This is a genomic window from Prevotella sp. P4-119, assembly GCF_002251345.1.
In the GTDB taxonomy this organism is placed as follows: Bacteria; Bacteroidota; Bacteroidia; order Bacteroidales; family Bacteroidaceae; genus Prevotella.
In genome coordinates this window covers 1-21,710 of the sequence record NZ_NPJB01000096.1, presented here as the reverse complement: position 1 = coordinate 21,710, position 21,710 = coordinate 1, and the positions used below count along the sequence as shown (strand labels likewise).

22 protein-coding genes, 1 tRNA gene and 1 pseudogene are annotated in these 21,710 nt (G+C 47.1%); 15 read left to right on the top strand and 9 right to left on the bottom strand.

Annotation, left to right across the window (positions count from 1 at the left end; genetic code table 11):
- Positions 1–266 precede the first annotated feature (266 nt).
- From CIK89_RS12265 to CIK89_RS14065, 5 genes and pseudogenes are all read left to right on the top strand, one after another.
- Complete coding sequence (locus CIK89_RS12265; RefSeq protein WP_094391649.1) at positions 267–1,604, top strand: TolC family protein; 1,338 nt, start codon at positions 267–269, stop codon at positions 1,602–1,604.
- A gap of 41 nt (positions 1,605–1,645) precedes the next feature.
- Positions 1,646–2,833, top strand: coding sequence for an efflux RND transporter periplasmic adaptor subunit (locus CIK89_RS12260; protein WP_094391648.1), 1,188 nt, complete (start codon positions 1,646–1,648; stop codon positions 2,831–2,833).
- A 5-nt stretch (positions 2,834–2,838) separates the two neighbouring features.
- Positions 2,839–3,597: an ABC transporter ATP-binding protein gene (locus CIK89_RS12255; protein ID WP_094391647.1), complete on the top strand. Its 759-nt coding sequence runs from the start codon at positions 2,839–2,841 to the stop codon at positions 3,595–3,597.
- A gap of 32 nt (positions 3,598–3,629) precedes the next feature.
- The gene (locus CIK89_RS12250; RefSeq protein ID WP_094391646.1) at positions 3,630–4,850 is read left to right on the top strand and encodes an ABC transporter permease; all 1,221 of its coding nucleotides are present in this window, start codon (positions 3,630–3,632) and stop codon (positions 4,848–4,850) included.
- Positions 4,843–5,493, top strand: a pseudogene (locus tag CIK89_RS14065) (histidine kinase); the annotation flags it as partial. The gene CIK89_RS12250 and the pseudogene CIK89_RS14065, both read left to right, overlap by 8 nt.
- Here the strand turns inward: CIK89_RS14065 and CIK89_RS14060 are convergent.
- Positions 5,467–5,550, bottom strand: a complete 84-nt coding sequence (locus CIK89_RS14060; RefSeq protein ID WP_371593509.1) for a hypothetical protein — start codon at positions 5,548–5,550, stop codon at positions 5,467–5,469. The pseudogene CIK89_RS14065 and the gene CIK89_RS14060 overlap by 27 nt on opposite strands.
- 293 nt (positions 5,551–5,843) lie before the next feature.
- Here CIK89_RS14060 and CIK89_RS12240 point away from each other — a divergent pair, with 293 nt between their 5' ends.
- Positions 5,844–6,554 (top strand): LytTR family DNA-binding domain-containing protein, encoded by a 711-nt coding sequence (locus tag CIK89_RS12240; protein WP_094391645.1) that lies wholly within the window; start codon positions 5,844–5,846, stop codon positions 6,552–6,554.
- A 92-nt stretch (positions 6,555–6,646) separates the two neighbouring features.
- Here the strand turns inward: CIK89_RS12240 and fabG are convergent, their stop codons facing one another.
- Both fabG and CIK89_RS12230 read right to left on the bottom strand, forming a co-directional pair.
- The gene (gene fabG / locus CIK89_RS12235) at positions 6,647–7,405 is read right to left on the bottom strand and encodes a 3-oxoacyl-[acyl-carrier-protein] reductase (RefSeq protein WP_094391644.1); all 759 of its coding nucleotides are present in this window, start codon (positions 7,403–7,405) and stop codon (positions 6,647–6,649) included.
- 58 nt (positions 7,406–7,463) lie between these two features.
- On the bottom strand, positions 7,464–8,066 hold the full coding sequence (locus CIK89_RS12230; RefSeq protein WP_094391643.1) for a TetR/AcrR family transcriptional regulator: 603 nt from the start codon (positions 8,064–8,066) through the stop codon (positions 7,464–7,466).
- 187 nt (positions 8,067–8,253) lie between these two features.
- On the opposite strand from CIK89_RS12230, the gene CIK89_RS12225 reads away from it, so the two are divergent.
- Positions 8,254–8,326 (top strand) — tRNA-Met (locus CIK89_RS12225).
- A 1,178-nt stretch (positions 8,327–9,504) separates the two neighbouring features.
- Entirely contained in the window at positions 9,505–11,256 is a 1,752-nt protein-coding gene (locus CIK89_RS12220; RefSeq protein WP_094391642.1) for a phospho-sugar mutase, read from the top strand.
- Between the two features lie 521 nt (positions 11,257–11,777).
- On the opposite strand, the gene CIK89_RS12215 is transcribed toward CIK89_RS12220, so the two are convergent.
- The 4 genes from CIK89_RS12215 to CIK89_RS12200 form a co-directional block, all read right to left on the bottom strand.
- Positions 11,778–12,470: an RloB family protein gene (locus CIK89_RS12215; RefSeq protein ID WP_094391641.1), complete on the bottom strand. Its 693-nt coding sequence runs from the start codon at positions 12,468–12,470 to the stop codon at positions 11,778–11,780.
- Positions 12,471–12,479: 9 nt separating this feature from the next.
- Positions 12,480–13,745: an ATP/GTP-binding protein gene (locus CIK89_RS12210; RefSeq protein ID WP_094391640.1), complete on the bottom strand. Its 1,266-nt coding sequence runs from the start codon at positions 13,743–13,745 to the stop codon at positions 12,480–12,482.
- A 259-nt stretch (positions 13,746–14,004) separates the two neighbouring features.
- Entirely contained in the window at positions 14,005–14,481 is a 477-nt protein-coding gene (locus CIK89_RS12205; RefSeq protein WP_144007418.1) for a transposase, read from the bottom strand.
- A 159-nt stretch (positions 14,482–14,640) separates the two neighbouring features.
- Complete coding sequence (locus CIK89_RS12200) at positions 14,641–15,399, bottom strand: hypothetical protein (protein ID WP_094391638.1); 759 nt, start codon at positions 15,397–15,399, stop codon at positions 14,641–14,643.
- Between the two features lie 224 nt (positions 15,400–15,623).
- Between CIK89_RS12200 and CIK89_RS12195 the strand changes: the two genes are divergently transcribed.
- From CIK89_RS12195 to CIK89_RS12165, 7 genes are all read left to right on the top strand, one after another.
- On the top strand, positions 15,624–15,914 hold the full coding sequence (locus CIK89_RS12195) for a hypothetical protein (protein WP_094391637.1): 291 nt from the start codon (positions 15,624–15,626) through the stop codon (positions 15,912–15,914).
- Positions 15,915–15,930: 16 nt separating this feature from the next.
- Positions 15,931–16,272: a hypothetical protein gene (locus CIK89_RS12190; protein WP_094391636.1), complete on the top strand. Its 342-nt coding sequence runs from the start codon at positions 15,931–15,933 to the stop codon at positions 16,270–16,272.
- A gap of 13 nt (positions 16,273–16,285) precedes the next feature.
- Positions 16,286–16,618, top strand: coding sequence for a hypothetical protein (locus CIK89_RS12185; protein ID WP_094391635.1), 333 nt, complete (start codon positions 16,286–16,288; stop codon positions 16,616–16,618).
- 2 nt (positions 16,619–16,620) lie between these two features.
- Positions 16,621–18,000, top strand: coding sequence for a DUF3987 domain-containing protein (locus tag CIK89_RS12180; RefSeq protein WP_094391634.1), 1,380 nt, complete (start codon positions 16,621–16,623; stop codon positions 17,998–18,000).
- Positions 17,997–18,932, top strand: coding sequence for a CHC2 zinc finger domain-containing protein (locus tag CIK89_RS12175; RefSeq protein WP_094391633.1), 936 nt, complete (start codon positions 17,997–17,999; stop codon positions 18,930–18,932). Before CIK89_RS12180 ends, CIK89_RS12175 begins: the two co-directional genes overlap by 4 nt.
- A gap of 66 nt (positions 18,933–18,998) precedes the next feature.
- Positions 18,999–19,430 carry a DUF5675 family protein gene (locus tag CIK89_RS12170; protein ID WP_094391632.1) on the top strand — a complete coding sequence of 144 codons (432 nt, stop codon included), beginning with the start codon at positions 18,999–19,001 and terminating at the stop codon, positions 19,428–19,430.
- A gap of 36 nt (positions 19,431–19,466) precedes the next feature.
- Positions 19,467–19,952 (top strand): D-Ala-D-Ala carboxypeptidase family metallohydrolase, encoded by a 486-nt coding sequence (locus CIK89_RS12165; protein WP_094391631.1) that lies wholly within the window; start codon positions 19,467–19,469, stop codon positions 19,950–19,952.
- Positions 19,953–20,080: 128 nt separating this feature from the next.
- On the opposite strand, the gene CIK89_RS12160 is transcribed toward CIK89_RS12165, so the two are convergent.
- Complete coding sequence (locus CIK89_RS12160; protein ID WP_094391630.1) at positions 20,081–20,530, bottom strand: WbuC family cupin fold metalloprotein; 450 nt, start codon at positions 20,528–20,530, stop codon at positions 20,081–20,083.
- A gap of 15 nt (positions 20,531–20,545) precedes the next feature.
- A complete protein-coding gene (locus tag CIK89_RS12155) occupies positions 20,546–21,577 on the bottom strand; it encodes a glycosyltransferase family 4 protein (protein WP_094391629.1) in 1,032 nt (343 codons plus the stop codon).
- Between the last annotated feature and the right edge of the window lie 133 nt (positions 21,578–21,710).

Below are 21,710 nucleotides of genomic sequence, written 5' to 3'. Positions count from 1 at the left end.
CCGAGGCAAAAATGACTCGACCATAGGTCAAGGCATCCCGTATTCATCCCGAAGCCGAGAGCCGAGCTGAAAATATAATGAAAGGACTCACGCAACCGCTATTCTAAAGAATCGTTAAAACAAAGGAAAATATCGAAGAATAAGAAGATACTTTCTACTAACTGGAACGAAACGTCTATCACATTTTTATATATCAGATATTCTGTCTAATTTTGCAACGTGAAAATACAACACAAGTAATCATAGGCATATATATTAATTAAGGTATGAAAAGGACAACACTAATGGTAACGGCAATAGCTATAGCGCTATCGGCCAGCGCCCAGAAAAAATGGACGCTGACTGAGTGTATAGACTATGCGTTACAGAACAACATTACCCTACAACAGGCGAAATTGCAAAAACAATCGGCTACGGAGGAACGCAAACAGGCTAAAGCGGCACTACTGCCATCGCTGTCGGCATCAACAAACCAATCATTTGGCTACAGACCGTGGCTGGAAAATGGTGTCGCTACCGTGACAAACGGTACGGTAAACTCGAAGGTCAACAAAACCTATTATAATGGAAGCTATGGCATCAACGCACAATGGACGGTATGGAACGGAAACCAAAACCGGAATCAAGTGAAACTCGGCGAGGTTAGCGAACAACAGGCAGAACTGCAAACCGAAACGACCGCTAACAATATTCAAGAGCGGATTGCTCAGCTCTATGTGCAGATTCTATATATGAACGAAGCCGTGGAGGTCAATAAACAAAGTCTCGAAACTAGTAAAAGGAACGAGCAACGTGGTAAAGAAATGGTTGAGGTGGGTAAAATGGCAAAGGCTGACCTCGCACAACTCACAGCACAACGGGCTGCCGACGAATATACCATCGTAGAAGCTGAGAGCAATATCGCTAACTATAAGCTACAGTTGAAGCAACTACTGGAACTCACAGGAGATGAGGCTTTTGACATCGAAATGCTAACAGCAGGCGACGAACAGGCTTTAGCTGAAATTCCTGCTCTATCTACGGTCTATGAGACAGCTCTGGGCGGAAGACCGGAAATTAAAAATGCACAACTGGGATTGAAACAAAGCGACATACAGATGAATATCGCCAAGGCTGGTGCCATGCCTACCATCAGCATCAACGGAGGTGTGGGCACCAGTACGGCATCGATGAGCTCTCAAAACTGGGACAAGCAGATTAAAACAAATTTCGATGCTTCGGTGGGTGCTTTTGTTAGCGTACCGCTCTTCGATAACAGAAAGACAAAAACAGCTGTCAATAAGGCACGTATCCAACGGGAACAGGCTCAACTGGAACTGCTCGACCAACAGAAGCAACTCTATGCCACCATCGAAGGCTACTGGCTCGACGCTGAAACAAACCAACAGAAATTCAAAACGGCATTGACTACCGTTGAGAGTGAACAGGCAAGCTATGACTTGCTCGAAGAGCAGTTTCGACTCGGTCTCAAAAACATCGTTGAACTGATGACTGGAAAAGACCGGTTGCTCTCGTCACAACAAAATAAATTGCAGGCGAAATACACCACTATCCTCAACCGTCAGTTGCTCCGCTTCTACCAAGGCGAGAAAATGACATTATAACATAAACAACATATCTAACAGAAACATAATACCACAACAATATGAATATCAAGAAAATAGGTATAGCAGCTGCTGCTATAGTACTCATCGCCATAGTGGCTTTCTTGCTGACAGGCAACAAAAAGGAACAGAAAGTAACATACACAACCGCAAAGGTGGAACGCCAGAATATTGAGAATACCGTCACAGCAACTGGTACCATAGAACCTGTGACTTCTGTTACCGTGGGTACTCAGGTTAGCGGTATCGTCTCTAAACTCTATGTGGATTACAACTCGGTGGTGAAAAAAGGACAGGTCATCGCTGAACTCGATAAGACCAACCTCATCAGCGAACTCAATACCGCTAAGGCTAACCTGTCGAGTGCACAGAGCACGCTGAACTACGAAAAGACTAACTTCGGAAGATACAAAACCTTGTATCAGAAGGGACTGGTTAGTGCGGATGACTATGAGAATGCGCGTCTTTCCTATGACAAGGCTCGACAGCAGGTGGTTTCAGCTAAAGAGACTGTACAGAAGGCACAAACCAACCTGGGCTATGCCACAATCACCTCACCTATTGATGGTGTGGTGCTGTCCAAATCGGTAGAAGAGGGACAGACCGTTGCGGCATCATTCAATACACCTGAACTGTTCACTATTGCCAAAGACTTGACCGACATGCGCGTGATTGCCGATGTCGACGAGGCTGACATAGGTGGTGTAAAAGAGGGACAACGCGTGACATTCACAGTGGATGCCTTCCCCGATGACTTGTTTGAAGGTGAAGTGACTCAGGTTCGCCAACAGGCTACTACTGAGAGTAATGTCGTGACTTACGAAGTGGTGATCTCGGCACCAAACAAAGATCTGAAACTGAAACCGGGACTGACTGCCAATGTCACCATCTTCACACTGGAGAAGAAAAATGTTACGGCTGTACCTGCCAAGGCATTACGCTTTACACCCAACGAAACCCTGCTGCTAGAAGGACAGACCATTGCAGATTGCAAGGGTGATCACAAGGTGTGGACACTCGAAAATAATGTCTTCAAGGCTCATGCCGTTGAGATTGGTACAACCAACGGTACTACAACAGAGATTACCGGTGGCATCAAAGAGGGTACTGAGGTTTTGATTGATTTCAATATCATGGGTGGTAACGAGGCTGAAGGCCAAGACCAGCAGGCAAGGAATCCCTTCATGCCTAAACCACGCGACAACAAGAAAAACAACCAGAAGAAGTAAGTACTATGGCTGAAGAGAAAAGAAAAACAGTCATCGAACTGCAGAATGTGAAACGCTACTTCCAGGTAGGAAGTGAGACGGTGAAGGCACTAAGGGGTGTCTCCTTCAAAATCTATGAGGGCGAGTTTGTCACCATTCAGGGCACATCGGGTTCTGGAAAATCTACACTCCTCAACCAGTTGGGATGTCTCGACACACCTACCAGTGGAGAATACTTCCTTGACGGAGTGGCTGTACGCACCATGTCGAAGACGGAACGGGCACACCTGCGCAACAACAAGATTGGTTTTGTGTTTCAAAACTACAACCTGTTGGCTAAGACAACAGCTGTAGAGAATGTTGAACTGCCGCTCATGTACAACAACAAGTATAATGCAGCACAACGTCGTGAGGCTGCCGTTAAAGCCCTGCAGGCTGTAGGACTGGGCGACCGTCTGGACCATAAGTCTAATCAGATGTCGGGTGGTCAGATGCAACGTGTGGCAATTGCCAGGGCTCTTGTCAACGACCCTGCCGTACTTTTAGCTGACGAAGCTACGGGTAACCTTGATACGCGTACATCGTTTGAGATGCTCGTGCTCTTCCAAGAACTCTACCGACAGGGACATACCATCATCTTCGTGACCCATAATCCGGAAATTGCGGAGTATTCTAGTCGTAACATCAACCTCCGTGACGGTAAGATACGTGAAGATACCATCAACACCAATATCAAGTCGGCGGCAGAAGCACTCGCTGCATTACCGAAACCGCAAGACGATTAAACTCACATACTATATATTGAACCCATCAGATTATGAACATACTCAATCTTTTCAAAGTCAGTATCAGGGCTGTCGCCAACAACAAGATGCGATCCTTCCTCTCCATGCTTGGCATCATCATCGGAGTGGCAGCGGTCATCATCATGATGTCTATCGGACAGGGATCTAAAGAGAGTATCCGTGCGGAACTCTCTACCATGGGCACCAACCTGATCAATATCCGACCGGGGGCTGATATGCGTGGCGGCGTACGCCAGGACCCGTCAAGCATGCAAACCTTGAAGATGGCTGACTATGAACGCATCATGCGCGAGAAAAAATATGTGACGAATGTTTCTCCTGAGGTCACAGCAAGCGGACAGGCTATCTATGGCAACAGCAATACCAATACTACGGTATATGGAGAAAGTCCGGAATACCTCGACATCAAGCAATGGAGCATAGAACAGGGCGACTGCTTTACACAGGAGGATATCAAAAAGGCAGCTAAGGTGTGTGTCGTTGGTACTACCATCGTCAAGGAACTCTATGGAGAGGGGGCTGATGTCATCGGCAAGACTATCCGCTTCAAATCCATACCGATGCGCATCATCGGCGTACTGAAGTCGAAAGGCTACAACAACTGGGGTATGGACCAGGACAACGTCATCATCGCTCCCTATTCTACCGTCATGAAACGCATCGCGGCACAGACGTGGTTCTCCAGCATTGTGTGTTCGGCAATTACCGAAGAACTGAGCGATGCGGCCATCGAAGAACTCACACAGATTCTTCGCGACAACCACAAACTGAAAGGTGATGCTGCCGATGATTTCACCATCCGTTCACAGGCTGAGATGATGGAGACCATGTCATCCACCATGGATACCGTGACCATCATCCTCGTGGTGGCTGCTGCCTTCTCACTCCTTGTGGCTGGTATCGGTATCATGAATATCATGCTGGTCAGCGTGACCGAACGCACCAAGGAGATTGGATTGCGTATGGCTGTTGGAGCCACAGGACCGGTCATCTCATTGCAGTTCTTGATAGAATCCGTACTCATCTCTGTAACAGGTGGACTACTCGGCATACTCGTAGGATGCTCGGCAAGCGAATTTATCGTACCGATGTTCAATATGCCGTCAAGTGTTCCTGCATGGAGCATCTACGTATCATTCTTTGTCTGTGTCTGCATCGGTGTACTCTTCGGATACATTCCGGCACAGAAGGCTGCTAATATGGACCCAATAGAAGCTATTCGACATGAATAAACGTTTAGAGATTCTCATCCACATCGCCATCTGGATTGTTATCATCCTTTTACCGCTGATGTTCATGAATCATGGCAGAGGCATGTCCGTCAGTCAGTTTATGCTGACCACAACGGTACCGCTGACATTCATGGCAGTGTTCTATATCGATTACCTATGGCTCACCCCAAGGTATTTCGTAACAGGACACCGCACGCAGTTCTTTGTGACCAATACCTTCATAGTCATCGTGCTCGGCATTGCCCTTCACCTCTGGATGAGTCTGTCACACGACATGCTGGGACATAACCACAGGGAACCGCCGTTGATATTGACCATTGCTTTTGTCATACGCGACATTGTCAACCTCGTCATTGCGGCAGCAATTGCCACCCTACTCCATCTCGCCTTGCAGTGGCAGACAGCAGAAGAGGCACGAAAAGAGGCTGAACTGAGCAATCTTCGTTCACAGATCAATCCTCATTTCCTGCTCAACACGCTCAACAACATCTATGCGCTGACTGCTATCAATACCCAGAAGGCACAGGAGGCGATACAAGATCTCTCTAAGATGTTACGACACATGCTCTATGACTATCAGAGATCGGAGATAGAACTGCGCGATGAGGTGGAGTTCCTAAAAAACTATATCCGACTCATGAAACTGCGTCAGGGGCCGTCGGTAGAAGTCAATACTTCGTTTCATATCACCAACGAACAACAGAAAGTGGCTCCAATGATCTTCATCTCACTGGTGGAGAACGCCTTCAAACATGGAGTAAAACCTGCCGTTCCCTGTACCATCAATATTACCATCCAAGCCAATGACAAACAAATCGTCTGCGACATCGTCAACTCCAACCACCCCAAGACTTCTACTGACAGGAGTGGACACGGCGTGGGACTCGAACTTGTAAGACGACGATTGGAACTGGCTTATAAAGGACGCTATGAATGGACGCATGGCGTTAACGATAATCAAAAAATGTATCATTCTACCATTACAATTAAATTATGAACATCACTTGTGCTATCATCGACGATGAACCGTTGGCAATTGAACTCCTGAAGAGTTATGCCGAAAAGACACCATTTCTCGAACTACAAGGTTCGTATGGAAGCGCTATCGAGGCTATGAAGGTGCTACGCGACAATCCTGTTGACCTGCTCTTTCTCGATATCCAGATGCCAGAACTGTCAGGCATAGAATTTGCCAGAATCGTTCCTAAAACAACAAAAATCATTTTCACCACCGCTTTCCAACAGTATGCCCTGGATGGCTATAAGGTTAAGGCACTCGACTATCTGCTCAAGCCCATTGCCTACGAAGACTTCCTGGTTGCTGCCAACAAAGCGCTGGAATGGTTCAGGGTGTTCCGCAAACAAGAGACTTATATGCGCGACCGCTTTATCTTTGTCAAGAGCGATTATAAATTGGTACGCATTGACCTCGACAACATCCTGTATGTTGAAGGACTCAAAGACTATGTCCGCTTCTATCTCGACGACGGTAGGAAAATCATGTCACTCATGAACATGAAGAAACTCGAAGAGTTCCTTCCCAGACCGGAGTTCCAGCGCACACACCGCTCCTATATCGTGCACATGAGCAAGGCGGAATCTATCGACCGCTTCCGTATCGTCTTCGGCAAGGAGTTTATCCCCGTATCTGAATCCTACAAAGACAACGTCCAACAGTATCTCGATGCGCATACGCTGGCATAAGATGCACAGCACGATTGCCATCGGGCATACCAACAAAAACGCAGGCTCCCAACAAAGGAGTCTGCGTTTTTTATAGCGTAATAATTAGATTTTTACATATTCATACCACCGTCAATCTGAATCACCTGACCTGATACATAGCTTGACATATCAGAAGCCAGGAACAGACAAACATTAGCAATATCTTCTACCTGTCCGCCACGACGGAGAGGAATCTTCTTCATCCAGTCCTTACGAATCTCTTCTGGCAGTTGTGCCGTCATGGCAGTCTCAATGAAACCAGGAGCTACGGCATTGGCACGTACACCCTTAGGACCGAGTTCCTGAGCAATAGACTTTGCCAAACCAATCATACCTGCTTTAGAAGCAGAGTAGTTACACTGGCCTGCATTACCGTGTACACCTACCACACTCGACATATTGATGATAGAACCCTTACGCTGGCGCAACATGATAGGAGCGCAGGCATGAATGAAGTTGAAAGCTGATTTCAGATTGACATTCAATACTGCATCCCACTGGGCCTCTGTCATACGGAGCATCAGACCATCCTTGGTGATACCGGCATTGTTCACCAGTACATCAATAGAACCGAAATCCTCCTTGATTTTGTTGACCACAGCCTCTGTCTCTGCAAAGTCAGCAGCATTTCCTGCATAGGCATTACATTTCACGCCAAGAGCCTCAATTTCCTTACGGGTAGCCTCAAGGCCTGCAGCCATATCATCGTTGAGTACAAGATCAGTAAATGCAATGTTAGCGCCTTCCTGGGCAAATTTCATAGCAACGGCTTTGCCGATACCACGTGCTGCACCTGTAATGAGGGCAGTCTTTCCTGTTAATAATCCCATAATGTGTTTATTTGTTTATGTTATATGTTTTATTGTTAGTGTTACTATTCCTGTCAAATCATCGGTCACTGTTCTTCTTGAAGTTTCCCAATGCGCCATACACAAATTTGGCAACCTGAGGTTTGGTGGCTTCTTCTGTCATTCCATGGGCAATACGACCATAGATATAAGGCACTTCAAGTCCCTTGATACAATAGTGGGTGATGTCAGCTACAAGATCTACGTTTTCTATGTCAAACTCGCCTGCCTCCTTGCCCTCTGTATATACCTTACGGAACAATTCCACTTCTGCATCATCAAAGTTCTTACGCACCTTCTCCACCATCCATATATTACGGAAAAACTCAGCACGTAGATTACCGTTACGCACCACCGTCTCACGGATCATACTCAGATGGGTGTATATCAATTCTATCACCTTATCCTGTGGACGGATACGCTTAGCTGCTACCTCATCCAATTTATCAGACAGGCGCTCCAGTTCGCACTCAATGACAGCAAAATAAATATCTTCCTTGGATTTAAAATAGGTATATAGCGTGCGACGTCCTTTGCCAGAGGCAATGGCAATGTCGTTCATCGTCGTGTTTTCCATTCCGTTTTTGGCAAACAACTGACGGGCTACATCTACTAATTTTTGTCGCGTCTTTGATATTGACATAGTATGACTCCTCCTATTTTTCTATTGCACATGCATGCATACGTGTGCAAAATTACACATTTCTTTTCTATTGTGCAAACAATTTCCGTTATTTTGTTCTATTTGGAGGAAAAACAAAAAATTATCGCATAAAAATTTGGTATTTTCAAAAATAGTTTGTACCTTTGCACCCGCAATTAAGAAATACAGCGGAGTGGAGCAGTTGGTAGCTCGCCAGGCTCATAACCTGGAGGTCGCATGTTCGAGTCCTGCCTCCGCAACTAATGAAATCGCAACATTCTGATAATCAGTTGTTGCGATTTTTTATATTCACGGAGTGTTTTGGTTAGAGGTTAAAGGTTAAAGGTTAAAGGTTAGAGGTTAAAGGTTAAAGGTTAAAGGTTAGAGGTTAAAGGTTAGAGGTTATAGGTTATAGGTTATAGGTTGAAGATTATTTTCAAGATTTTCGTTAAGATTTCGAGCATCTCCGATGCGATCCCCATTAAACCCCTCCTGCAGAGCAACGTACTGTTGCGCATTTTCAGTTAGGATTCTTCTAAAGATTTTGATACACAAGCAAAAACGGGCTGAAAGCCCAATGGTTTCCCTAGCCTAGGGCAACACCCTGAGGAAGAGCGCATTTTGTTTAGGATTTTCTTTAAAGATTATAGTTTCTTGGTTATTGAATTATTTCTGGCCACAGGCCATTCTTTATTATTAAGATTTCCTCCAAGATTTCTAGCGAAGCTACTGAATAATCCACGGATCACACAGAAGACACGGAAAAAGATTCTAGTTGAAGATTTTTGCTAAGATTTTGTTTTAGATTTCGATCCTGTAAGGCGATCCCCATTAAACCCCTCCTGCAGAGCAACGTACTGTTGCGCATTTTGGTCAATGATTTTTGTTTAAAGATTTTGGTTCATAGGAATTTCATTTCTTGCGAAGCAACATCTCATAAAAGATTTCCTCCAAAGATTTCTTGCGAAGCAACCCCCCAAAAAATCCACGGAACACACGGAGAACACGGATTCTAGTTAAAGATTCTTCTAAAGATTTTCGTTAAGATTTCGAGCATCTCCGATGCGATCCAAGATAAAACCCTTCCCAAAAGCGAGGAACTCGAGCGCATTTTGGTCAATGATTTGCGTTTAAAGATTTTGGTTCATAGGAATTTCATTTCTTGCGAAGCAACATCTCAACAAAGATTTCCTCCAAAGATTTCTTGCCAACAGGCAACCCCAAACCATCCGTATAAATTCCGTCTAAATTCCGATGATCCGATGATCCGTGTCCTCCGTGTGCTCCGTGGATAAAATTCCGATGATCCGTGCCCTCATGCAACAATCAAGGTTAAAAAAACAAAATTCATAGCCATTCCTTGCATCGTTTCATTTTTTTGTTTTAACTTTGTGCTATTAGAAACAATAACTAACAATATAAACAATATAAATGAATTATGGAAAACAACACTGAGTTGATCGCCCAATGCGAAGCACGGGCAAAAGAATGGCTCTCACCAGCCTTTGATGAAGAGACACGCAAAGCAGTACAGGCCATGCTCGACAATGCCGACAAGACCGACCTTATCGACGCCTTCTACCAGAACCTCGAATTCGGAACAGGAGGACTCAGAGGCATCATGGGAGCAGGAACCAACCGCATGAACAAATATATCGTAGGCATGGCCACACAAGGTTTTGCCAACTATATCCTCAAAGCATTCCCCAACCGCAACGACCTCGCCGTAGTAGTAGGCCACGACTGCCGTAACAACGGACGTATGTTTGCAGAAACCGTAGCAGACATCTTCTCTGCCAACGGCATCAAGGTATATCTCTTCGAGAGCCTGCGCCCCACACCAGAGATCTCCTTCGCCATCCGTCAGCTCCATTGTCAGGCAGGTGTCAACGTCACTGCCTCTCACAACCCACGTGAGTACAATGGCTATAAAGCCTATTGGGATGATGGTGCACAGGTATTGGCACCCCACGACAAAGGTATCATCGATGAAGTCAATAAAGTCACCATCAACGATGTGAAGTTTGAAGGCAACAAAGACCTCATCGAGATTATCGGTGGAGAAATGGACTGGGACTACCTCCAGGCAGTCAAAGAGGCCATGGTAGATCAGGATGTCATCCTGCGCAACAAAGACCTCAATATCGTCTATTCGCCCATGCACGGCACAGGACGCGTCATCATTCCTGAAGCACTGCGCTCATGGGGATTCCAAAACATCCACGTCGTACCCGAACAGATGGTCATCGACGGCAATTTCCCCACTGTAGTATCACCCAACCCCGAGAATCCTGAAGCCATGACACTCGGTATGAAACTCGGAACACGCCTCAATGCCGACCTCGTCATAGCATCCGACCCCGATGCCGACCGTCTCGCCATTGTCTGCCGCAATGCCAAGGGCGAATGGGAAATCCTCAACGGTAACCAAACCTGCATGATGTTCTGCTGGTATATCATCGCCAACAAGAAGAAGCTCGGTCAACTCAAGGGCAACGAGTTCCTCGTCAAGACCATCGTCACCACAGAAGTTATTGCCGAGATAGCCAAGAAGAACGGTGTAGAACTGCGTGACTGCTATACAGGCTTCAAATGGATTGCCAACGAGATTAGAATCTCAGAAGGCAAACAGAAGTATATCGGTGGTGGTGAAGAATCATTCGGATTCCTCCCCTTCGACAAGGTACGCGACAAAGACTCCCCCGCCTCTATCTGCCTCATCTGCGAGATAGCAGCATGGGCAAAAGACAACGGCAAGACCCTCTACGACCTCCTCATGGACATCTATGCCGAATACGGATTCTCTCGCGAGTTCACCGTCAATGTAGTACGTCCAGGAAAGACAGGAGCCGACGAGATCAAACAGATGATGGCAGACTTCCGTGCCAATCCCCCACAGGTATTGGGTGGTGCCAAGGTAGTGCTGTGGAAAGACTACCAGTCACTCGAAGCCAAGCATGCCGACGGCACAGTAGAGAAGCTCAACATGCCCGCCACCTCTAATGTACTCCAGTGGTTCTGTGAAGACGGCACCAAGATCAGCGTACGTCCTTCAGGTACCGAACCCAAGATCAAGTTCTACCTTGAAATCAAAGATGCCTCATTCAAGTGTGCAGGCTGCTACGAGCGTTGCACCAAAGCAGCCGACCAGCGCATTGAAGCCATCAAAAAAGATTTGAAACTCGACTAACCCTCCCCCACTTCCACAGGAAGATACCACGCCACCCTGTTCTCACCGAACCCAGGGTGGCGTTTTCATTGTCAGATGTTAGTGTTTAGTTTATGGGATATGGGTTATAGGTTATAGGTTATAGGTTATAGGTTATAGGTTATAGGTTATAGGTTAGTGTTTAGAGTTTAGAGTTTCGAGATTCTAGTTGAAGATTATTCTAAAGATTTTGATACACAAGCAAAAACGGGCTGAAAGCCCAATGGTTTCCCTAGCCCAGGGCAACACCCTGAGGAAGAGCGCATTTTGGTCAAAGATTATAGTTAAAGATTATGTTGTAGCTGCCTACCTTAGTGATAGATTATTTCTGGCCATAGGCCATATTTTTATTAAAGATTTCCCCCAAAGATTTACCTGTGGTTTGTTTTGTCACGACTCGGCATAGTGAAAGCGTGCTTTCCCTCTGCTCTCGCTGCTCCAAAACATCTTGCGAAGCAACTTCCAAAATAATTCCGTTTAAATTCCGATGATCCGTATCACATTCACTCTAACAGCCTCCCAGGATGTTCCAGTTCTTCTACCAGTTTATCTACAATCGTGCAAGGCTTATGCATCGCATAGTTGCCATCATTATGTAATGCCCGAAGTTGTTTTGCAAAGCGCTTGGCCAAGTCCTCACGACCATACTGCTGAAGTAAGCTGTATATATCGGGATTTCCTTTCCGATACTTAAAGCCTTCATCGCCCATCTTCTTACGAAAGGCATCTTGCAATTTGTCAATGTAGGCCTCGCGGCTAATGGCTGTGTCAAGATACTCAAAATGCAAATAGTACCAGAGTTCAAAGGCTTCATTCGTCCAGGCACTTTGGAAACCCAACTTATGGGCTTTCTTGATGGCATCGTTAAAATCATCGAAATCATCCTTGTCAAATACCACCCACACACGGTCAAAAGACATGGCATTTTTACGCTCCAGTTCTGTCTTGATTTCCTGTGTTCTGTCAATCAAAGCTACCGTAGCCCTACCTTCGCCCTCAATCGTCACCTCACGGACAGTAGAAATGTAGTTCTTGATTAGAGCCTCAAAGTAATGCGGCTCTGTCTTCGTACCTTCACAGACTATGAGGAAACGCACGAGCTTTTCACGAACATTCTCCTTGCGTTTCTTGGCAGCCTTGGCTTCTTTTCGTTCCCGCCTCAGTTTTGCGATTTCTTCTTTTCTAGAATATCCCATAGCAGTACTCTATTTTCCAATGAAAGGTATAGCGCCATATCGTCCGCGAATATAATCTCGCTTGATGTCACGATCATTGCGCACTTTCTTTCCATCCTCATCCTTGAATTCCACAAGAGAATAGATATCTGTAGCCTCCACCGTATCCTTCTCAGCGAACCAGATTTGGTCACGCCGAATAATTTCCAAATCAAGCAGATTTGTATCGTGAGTAGCGAAGATCAACTGTGCACCATGTCTGTTCTTCTCTGGATCCATGAATAGAAGTACGATGTTCCGAGTCAGTAATGGGTGAAGCTTTGCATCAAGTTCATCAACAATCAGAGTCTTGCCCTCGTTCAGCGTATCAAATATAGGGCCGGAAATCTCTATAACTTTCTTCGTCCCCTCAGACTCCATCTGATTCTTGTGGAAATTGCGTTCCCCTATCACAAGACCATTTTCATTATAGACATTATGAGTAGTAATTGGCTCAACAAAACTACCTGTCACAATATCCTTTTCAAGCTGTGCCCTTATAGACAGAGGAGCACTATCTAAGGCTTCTTTGGGAATATCTACTTTCTTTACAGAAAATCGGGTAAAGCCCAGTTGCAGAGTTTTAAAAAACTCCTGAGCCTGATCAGCTCCATTCAAATGCTCCAAAAACATTCTGAGCGTAAAGGCCTCATAACCTTCACTATCGATTCCTGATAGTACATTACATTCACCAAACCAGCCCATTATCGAATTGGACTTTTCACCCTTCAGCTGAGCAACAAGTGACAGAAAGAGACGATTCGAATTGGTCAGATCTTCTTTTCCTTGACCTTCAGGGAATCTTTTCTCAGACACTTCAATGATGTCTCGCGAGCGCATGAAGAGTTCATACTCTTTCTCGCCAAATCGCTTCTCATAAAGCCACTCAGAGATAATATCGGTTTTGTTGTATTCAAAACCATAGCGATATAGGACCTCACCTTTTATAAACTGTATCTCAAACAACGTAGGTTGCGAGTCAGAATTTTCATCCAATGCAAAAGGGTCGTAAGGTAGCGCATCACCTTCATTCAAACGCACAGAACGTCTGACCATACTTCGCATAGTAGATATTGCCAGAATGAAATTACTCTTGCCACTAGAATTTGCACCATAGAAAACTGCCAACGGAAGCAGCTTGTATTTACCTTTGTTGATGACAGACTTTTTATGTTCCTTTATGGAACTCGCCTCCATACCAAAAGTTCGTTCCTGTTTAAAAGAGCGATAATTCTTAACTGTGAAATTTACTAGCATATCTCAATTTTTTGTGCAAAGATACAAATAACAATCGGCATAACCTGTAAATTACGAGAAAATATCTCAAAAATCAAGACGTTTTAACACAAACAACCTATTTAACAGCCCAAAAATTAGAAAAAAAAACACATTTTTCATTGTAAGCCATCAGCGAACCCCGTCTTGCAGAGTTCCTCCTAAAATGTTAGAGAGATTTTCAAAATCTTGCAGGATTCTCCAAGATTCTCGGAATAAGTCCAGGATTCTTTGAGGATTTTCAAAGGATCTCAGAGGATGCCCTGCTGCTTGAGCCTGTGCGACAGGAGTGTAACTCCGTAACTCCGTAATTCCGTAACTCGCCCCAGCTGCTAAAATCATAATCCTTGATGTCGCTCACGATTCCTGCCTTCACTGGATTCTGGTGTATATATCTCAGAAGCGTTACGAAATAAGCCATGTCGTTCACCGGCTCACTCTTAAAGCGTTCTTTAAACAAGTGCCCGTCACGTCCATACTTCTTATTATAGTAATACACATAAGAACTTGCTATACGCTTAACCGTCTCCCCCACCTTCTCCTCACGCTCACGAATCAAAAGGTGGAAATGATTAGCCATCAGGCAATAGCCATAATAGGTGCAGTTCGTTCCACAAGGAAGCCCGTTATCATCAGTACGCAAGCGCATCCGATCAAGAGTATTGATAAACTGCCAATTATCCTCTTCATCTTCAAGGCTGCGATTAAGCGAGTACAATGCCTAGCTCGCTTGAGCATTGTCGAGCGTGAGCAGGCTCGACCGAAGGTCAGAGATATTCTGATGATTGATGCCACGCATCATCACATGAAATATCCCTGTGCAAGATTCCTTCCTCGCTTGCCTCGGCATGCTTGTATTGTAGATCCGTTTATACCCTCAGTTTAAGCTGATGCCACTGACCTGTCCCTCTGGCATGTTTGGCTTGTCAAGCTCCTTCAGTATGCTCTCGTTCATCAACAGATTGTCCCAAATGCCATAGAAGACCTCTTCAGCCACATTGGCACTCACGGTCTTCTCGTACACCAGGACATCTGCAAAGTAAGTGAACACCGGCTTCAGTCGGTCGTGAATCGCCTGCATCTCACTTGTGAGCCTTGGCCTTACGTGAGGCCTCAGCACGTCCTCCTCGGGCACAAAGTTGCCAAGTTCCTCCTCCTCGTCCTCAGCATCGTAGTATTCGTTAGTGATGGCTGCCACCATCTCCAGGTCTTTGCATTGCAGAGCCATCTTGCGTATGCGCCTCATGATGGGCTCGTAGGGGTTGTCCATTCCCTCGGGATAGCTTGCCAGCCTCATTCCGAAAGCCAGCAGCACACATATCAGGCTTCGCTCCACATCCTCGTCGCTTCGGTCTTCTGCTGACTCTCTGCAAAGCTCACCCTTATAATACACCATAAATCGCCTGAACTTCTTCATCAGCCGTGTTCGCTCGCTGGCGATGAATCTGTCGGGACGAGGGGCAGTGGGCAATCGCATCTCCAGATCGAGCACCTCGCGCCACACTTCCACTGCACGCAGTCCGCCCTTGCTTCCCTCATAGTCCTCCACCACGGTCGAGATGACGTTGTAGAGAGGATAGATCCTGCTGTATTCGGCATCCAGAGTGTCGATTTCAGCCTCAGTCAGTCTTATCATAATATCGTTCTAATACATTTTCTATGGTTTCTAATAGTTCTTAATAGTTTGCGCCAAATCTTAATAGTTTGCCTCTATAGCGGTCGAAAAAATAGATTTGGTATTAACAGGTATTACGCCCCTGATGGATGATTTTTTGCTGATTCAATGTCAGATGCAGGTCAGGCGCATGTCGGCTTTCCGCACCACATAATAATCAATAAAATTAATTTAAATGAACAATTATGAGAATTAAGAAATCACTTCAGCAAAACGAAGAGTTCATCAGCTTCCGCAGCTTCACCGAGTACTACATCAGCGATCGTCCAGAGTGTGCCCGTCGTCTTAAGCCCTACCTGAGGAGAAGGTCAGAACGATCCTCGCGCCGCTTTCTCGAAGACCTCAGCAACGAGGTGGCACTCGAAGCATGGCGCCGTGCCGCTCAGATGAGCGAAAACCGTCAGGACAACATGCTCATCCAGATGGGCGATATATGTGCCGACATCGAACAATTCATCCAGCAATTTCATTTCTAATATATTTATATTCCGTATGCAACAGAATTTTTACCGTCAATCATCGGCAGGTCAATCCACCGATCCGATCGTATTCCCAAAATCAGTTCAGTCTGATTTGTTCAACTACCTGAAGCCCGAGCAGCAGGATTTCGTGCGCCCCATCCTTCGCGTATTGAAGAAGCGCGCCCAAGAGGAGCTCTGCTACTCGCTTCTCGACTATCTCGAAAGTGGCGACATCATTCCGCCCGCCAACTTCACCTTAGGCGCGCTCTACTTCTACATCACACGTGCCGGAGGCGGCTTCAACGACGAGCCTGAGAACAAGAAGATTCTCCGTCCGCTTCACTACCGCAACAAGTCAATTCCCAAACTCTAATTCATTTTGCATTATGAAAAAGACTTATCCCAACGTGACCCTGGATTGCACATTCCAGACACCCGACAACACCCAACCGTCCCTCCCCATCGAAGAAGGACAGTGCCTCAACGGCGTAATCAGCAAGATCACCGGTGGCTTCCGGTTCGAGGAGGCGGTGAAGAGCCGTCGCCCCAAGCGCAACCCGAAGCTCTTCGATGGCAACTACTGCTCGTTGGTGCACATGCAGAACGGCAAGTATCAGATTCACATGAAGACGATCAACGCCAGTGGCATCACCAACCGCCAATATCTTGCCTTCAAGGTATATTCTGAATTGTTGAACGCATTTAATATCATTGACTAAAGATGGAAGACGAACTTGAAACCACACTCGATCGGCTTAGTCTGCCCAAGGACAAGGACCTGCCACCCATCATCCGCGAGATTGTCAGCAATGCCCCCTGCTCGCGCAAGGTGCCGAGCTTCATTGCCTCACTCGCCCCCCTGTGTGCATTGGCAAGCCGCATCCGCGTTAAGTATTATCACGACACCACCCGCATGCACTCGCTGCTGCTTCAGGTGGTCATCGAGGGCGCCCAGTCGTGCGGCAAGTCATTTGCCGCCGACATCGAGGGTCTCATCATGAACGACACCCTCAAAGCTCGCGACAAGGAGCAACGCCGACTCGAACAGGAGTATCGCGAGAAGAAGAAGCGCCGGAAAGCCAACGAGAAGTTGGAAGAGGAACCGCGAACCACCATCCGCGTCATTCCTCCCACCATCTCCAAGACCGTCCTCACCAAGCGAGCCGATTTCTACGAGCGCATCCTTGGTGACACCCTCACCTTTTGGATGTTCGCCGAGGAACTCGCCCAGGTGACCGATGCCGGCAAGCAAGGCTATTCAAACCTTCGCACCATCATGCGTACGGCCTACGACCTTGGCTCGCTCTTCGGTATCGACTATGCGTCGGACAACAGCTATTCGGCGATCGTTGATATAAATATTTGTTCGATGTTCTGCGCCACTCCGGCGGCACTCGACGAGTATTACGACCGCAAGGCCATCGAGGGCGGCAACATCACCCGATGCATTGTCTGTCAACTCGACGACGACGTGGAATCCGACAACGAGGTGTTCATACCCTATAGTGACTCCCAACTGCAGAGCATCAACGCCATACTTGAAAAGATGATGCAGGACACCTACACTCCCGAAGGACAGTTGCAGCCCACGAAGGAGATCGACATGTGCTGGCTCGACAACGAGTGCCGCCGCTTCATCAAGCGCAAGGCCAAGGAGTACAGCCTCTCGGGGTCGGAAGCCATCAAGGTGTTCCGCAAGCGTGCCAGTGTGAGTGCCTTCCGAGCCACCACTTTATGCTATTACCTGTATCTGCTGGAGGAATCATTAAATTCTCAATCATCAGCGTTCAGTAATCAGTCATCAGTCGCCATCCAGAATCATTGCATCCGCATCTACCGCTTTCTCAGCGAGTATATCATCCATGGAATGTTAAACCGCTGGGGCGACAAGTTCAACGAGCTCAACGCCAAGCGTGCCGGAGAAGCACCATCCCAGAAGCCAAGGCTCTACGACCTCTGCACCGAGACCTTCACCCGCGACCAGCTCAAGCTGCTCATCAAGCAGCAAGAGCTCACCTCGCCAGCACGCACCTTCATCAGTCTGTGGAAGAAGCTCAAGCTCATTGTTGAACTCGACAAAAACACATTCAAGAAAATATGATAGACCAAAACGACATCCAAAAGCTTATCGACCTCCCCATAGAGGGGGTCGCTAAGCGACTGGGACTCATAGTGAAGCGCCATTTCTCTCTCTGTCCCTTCCACGACGACCAACGTCCGTCGCTACATTTCAATACATCCAAGAACCGCTACCGCTGCTATGTGTGTGGAGCAAATGGCCGAACCATCGATCTTGTGGCCAACCATCTCAATCTAAAGTTTGCCGATGCCTGCAAGTGGCTTGCCGACGAGCACAACGTCATTCTCTCAGAGTGGCAACCTGCCGACAAACCCCAAACGCCCAAGCACACATTCGACGCCAGCAAGTACCTCAGGTTCTTCGAGCGTCCCTTCCTCAACGAAGCAGCACGCACTTTTCTCTTCGACCAGCGCAAGCTCGACCCGCGAGTCGTCAGTTGGTGTCGCCTCAACTCCTTCACCGACAAGCAAGGCACGTCGTGGCTCCAGATTCCCTATTATGACATCGACAGCCATCTGATAGGCGTTCAGAACCGCAATCTCAGTTATCAGTCATCATCAATCAACAATCAGTCATCATCCGCCCCTCGCTTTAAGTTTCCCTACGGTCACACCTGCCACATCTACAATCTGCCCGTGCTGAAGCTTCTCAAGAAAGGCGAGCCTCTGTTTATCACAGAGGGAGCAAGCGACTGTTGGGCAATGCTCTCCAGTGGTCACAAGGCCGTTGCAATACCGTCGGCAACGCTCCTCAAGCCGCAGGATCTGCAAATACTCTCAACCCTCAACTCTCAGCTATCAACAGTCTTACACATGTATCCCGATCAGGACGAGCCCGGTGAGCGTTTGTTTCTGGATTTGCGACGATTGCTTGGGTCACCCTCTTCCATTGTCCGCCACCAGCTCCCACCTGATTACAAGGACTATTCTGATTACTATCTTAGCAAGCACTGAGCCTGCGAGAGAGTCTAAAACGTCAAAACGTCAAACGTCAACTCGATAGAATTTCATTTTTATATTATGCAGATACTTATCACCCGCCATCGCAAAACCAATGAGACAATTGATGGTAGTCTCACCATCGACGGTTCACTCCGTCTCTGCAACACCGCCGAGAATGTCGCCACGGCACTTCCCTCCGGAGTCTATCCACTTAGCATCGTCAAGTGCCGCAAGTATGCCCGCAAGATGCCCGTCATCAAGATAGGCGACTGCAGCAGCTGCAAAAGGCTCACTTGCATCAAGCTCAACCGCAATCAGCCACAGGTATGCCACTTGCTCAAACCCGGCAATGGCGTATATCATCGTGAAGACGGCAGCATCATCGTCGGCACCTTCATCTGTCCTGGATGCCTCAAGCACTCAAGAGCCGCTTTCGACACCCTCTACGAACGTCTCCGCAAAAGTATAGAGCGAGGCAATGAAGTAACCCTCAAAATCATCAACGCATGAAACTATTCTGACATTATCACTCATTATATATATAGTATGGAAGATACGTATTTAAGTCAGCATTTTCGCCTTTCGGAATTCACCCGAAGCGCCACCGCCTCAGCCCGAGGCATCGACAACACCCCATCGGCCTCGGCTATCGACAATCTCCGTCGCCTCTGTCAAGAAGTCCTCGAACCCCTGCGTCGTCACCTCGACCGTCCGGTGGTCATCTCCAGCGGCTACCGCTGCAAGAAGCTCAACCAGCTCGTGGGTGGTGTTCGCACCTCTCAGCACATGACCGGCGAGGCAGCCGACATCGCCGCCCCCCTGCTCGACATCAACGGCAAGAAGCTATCGCCATCGCAATCCCTCTCGCTCCTCAGTGATTGGATGGATTGGATAATCGAAAACACCCAGTTCGACCAGTGCATCATGGAGCACCGCAAGAACAAGGAGGGCACCGTCACCCACTGGATCCACGTCAGCCATTCGCTCAAGCACAACCGTCGTTGCGTCATCAGCAACATCTGGAAGAAGTAACCCTCAATGCTCTCATTCCCCAATCGGGATGGGAGCATTTTCCATCCCCGCAGGGTCAGGAGTCAGGTCCCTGATTCGTTTTTGTCTCGTGCCAATTCTTAATTGTTTATAGATGGTTAAGGTACCTGTCACCTGACCCTATACGCCCCGTCCTTCGCCTCGAATATCGTGCTCGGCTCATACACCTCCACCGAGTGCCATGCCCCAAGCGGTATCTGCACCCCATACTTCCCCTCTCGGGGACAGAGCCTCACCCGATACCGCTCAAACACATTCGCCTCCATGCCATCGGCAATCACCGTTCCGCAGTCCCCCATCACCGGGCCGCCACAGTCCTCATTCGGCTTCAAGTCATAGAACACTACATCCATGCACCCATGCAGACAAATTGTCGTCTCGCTCGTCTCCAAATGCCGATGTATCGGCACCCTCGTCCCCACCTCCAAGGCATTCAGCATCCTCTGCGACGTGTCATCGGCAGTCGTCCTGAGGTCATAGTTCATCCTCAGTCTCTCCGAGTCAGCAGCACGCAGATGCAATGCCGCCAACAGATTATCATTAATTTCAATTATTTCCATCTTAATTCCTAATTCCTAATTTCTAATTCCTAATTCCTTCAAATAATCCTCATGCAAATGATAATACTTCTTCTTAAATAGCACATAAGCCACCGCCAACAAAATAAACATACCGACAAGATACGCCCAATGCGCCACAATTGTATTCGGAATTAAGTAAATAAATCCGAGTGATATGACCAACTGTATTCCCATGTAAATCAACGAAACAGTCACATGTCCAATTTTCAGCTCATTCGCCATCAACTGATACGCATGCTTGCGATGCGCCTCTCCGAGATTCTCATGCAGCATAATGCGGTGGCAGATAGTCAGGCAGCCATCCACACCATACACCAACAAGAAAACAAGATACGTCACATCGCCAGTCTTCATTATCAGCTGCCCGATCATGAACAGCAGGATAAAGGCAATGCCAATTGAACCCACATCGCCTGCAAAGCATTTCGCCTTACCCTTCGGACGGAAGTTGAACAGGCAGAACACCACATCCGCCAAGATGACCGTCATGATGAGCGAAGTAGGCACGAAAGCCACTTTAGCGTTCAGGTCGCATCCGGCAGCACCATTGTTGATCAGCAGCAGAGGCAGCAGCACAGAGAGCGCATATCCGCCCGTAATGCCGTTGATGCCATCCATGAAGTTGATGACGTTTGAAGCACCCACACACACGATAAGCGCAATGATCACCACCCACCACATCTCCCAATGCAGCATGTCCAATTGATAGAACATCAGTCCCATAGCCACAAACTGAGCCACAAGCCGCACCGAGTCGGGCAACGATTGGATGTCATCCACGAAGCTCACGCCCGCAATCAACGTGACAGCTGTTAGGAACCATGGATAGCTAATCCCATAAAACGCCGACCATATCCACAGCCCCAACATGAAGATGATACCGCCACCACGCAGCACTATTGTGCTATGCGAAGACCTCTCATTCGGCTTATCGATGATGTTACACTTGTCCGCAATCTTGAAATAGACAAGCTCCAAGACCAAAAGAATCATGAAAATGATTCCGTAAGTTACATATAGATTCATATTATGTCAATAAATAATTGTTATACTATAAATTTCTAAAAGGTACTCCTGATTTATGGATAGCAACACCTGTAAAACCAATACTATCTATATACTCTCTTACAGAAATTTCTACAAGAGCCTGATTAAGGTT

Excerpts from the sequence above, each read along its gene's own strand:
- fabG (WP_094391644.1), bottom strand. The coding sequence starts at position 7,405 with ATGGGATTATTAACAGGAAAGACTGCCCTCATTACAGGTGCAGCACGT.
- CIK89_RS12180 (WP_094391634.1), top strand. The coding sequence starts at position 16,621 with ATGGAAGACGAACTTGAAACCACACTCGATCGGCTTAGTCTGCCCAAG.
- CIK89_RS12195 (WP_094391637.1), top strand. The coding sequence starts at position 15,624 with ATGAGAATTAAGAAATCACTTCAGCAAAACGAAGAGTTCATCAGCTTC.
- CIK89_RS12210 (WP_094391640.1), bottom strand. The coding sequence starts at position 13,745 with ATGCTAGTAAATTTCACAGTTAAGAATTATCGCTCTTTTAAACAGGAA.
- CIK89_RS12240 (WP_094391645.1), top strand. The coding sequence starts at position 5,844 with ATGAACATCACTTGTGCTATCATCGACGATGAACCGTTGGCAATTGAA.
- CIK89_RS12260 (WP_094391648.1), top strand. The coding sequence starts at position 1,646 with ATGAATATCAAGAAAATAGGTATAGCAGCTGCTGCTATAGTACTCATC.
- CIK89_RS12155 (WP_094391629.1), bottom strand. The coding sequence starts at position 21,577 with ATGAATCTATATGTAACTTACGGAATCATTTTCATGATTCTTTTGGTC.
- CIK89_RS12250 (WP_094391646.1), top strand. The coding sequence starts at position 3,630 with ATGAACATACTCAATCTTTTCAAAGTCAGTATCAGGGCTGTCGCCAAC.
- CIK89_RS12265 (WP_094391649.1), top strand. The coding sequence starts at position 267 with ATGAAAAGGACAACACTAATGGTAACGGCAATAGCTATAGCGCTATCG.
- CIK89_RS12175 (WP_094391633.1), top strand. The coding sequence starts at position 17,997 with ATGATAGACCAAAACGACATCCAAAAGCTTATCGACCTCCCCATAGAG.
- CIK89_RS12165 (WP_094391631.1), top strand. The coding sequence starts at position 19,467 with ATGGAAGATACGTATTTAAGTCAGCATTTTCGCCTTTCGGAATTCACC.
- CIK89_RS12255 (WP_094391647.1), top strand. The coding sequence starts at position 2,839 with ATGGCTGAAGAGAAAAGAAAAACAGTCATCGAACTGCAGAATGTGAAA.
- CIK89_RS12220 (WP_094391642.1), top strand. The coding sequence starts at position 9,505 with ATGGAAAACAACACTGAGTTGATCGCCCAATGCGAAGCACGGGCAAAA.
- CIK89_RS12190 (WP_094391636.1), top strand. The coding sequence starts at position 15,931 with ATGCAACAGAATTTTTACCGTCAATCATCGGCAGGTCAATCCACCGAT.
- CIK89_RS12200 (WP_094391638.1), bottom strand. The coding sequence starts at position 15,399 with ATGATAAGACTGACTGAGGCTGAAATCGACACTCTGGATGCCGAATAC.
- CIK89_RS12170 (WP_094391632.1), top strand. The coding sequence starts at position 18,999 with ATGCAGATACTTATCACCCGCCATCGCAAAACCAATGAGACAATTGAT.
- CIK89_RS12185 (WP_094391635.1), top strand. The coding sequence starts at position 16,286 with ATGAAAAAGACTTATCCCAACGTGACCCTGGATTGCACATTCCAGACA.
- CIK89_RS12160 (WP_094391630.1), bottom strand. The coding sequence starts at position 20,530 with ATGGAAATAATTGAAATTAATGATAATCTGTTGGCGGCATTGCATCTG.
- CIK89_RS12215 (WP_094391641.1), bottom strand. The coding sequence starts at position 12,470 with ATGGGATATTCTAGAAAAGAAGAAATCGCAAAACTGAGGCGGGAACGA.
- CIK89_RS12230 (WP_094391643.1), bottom strand. The coding sequence starts at position 8,066 with ATGTCAATATCAAAGACGCGACAAAAATTAGTAGATGTAGCCCGTCAG.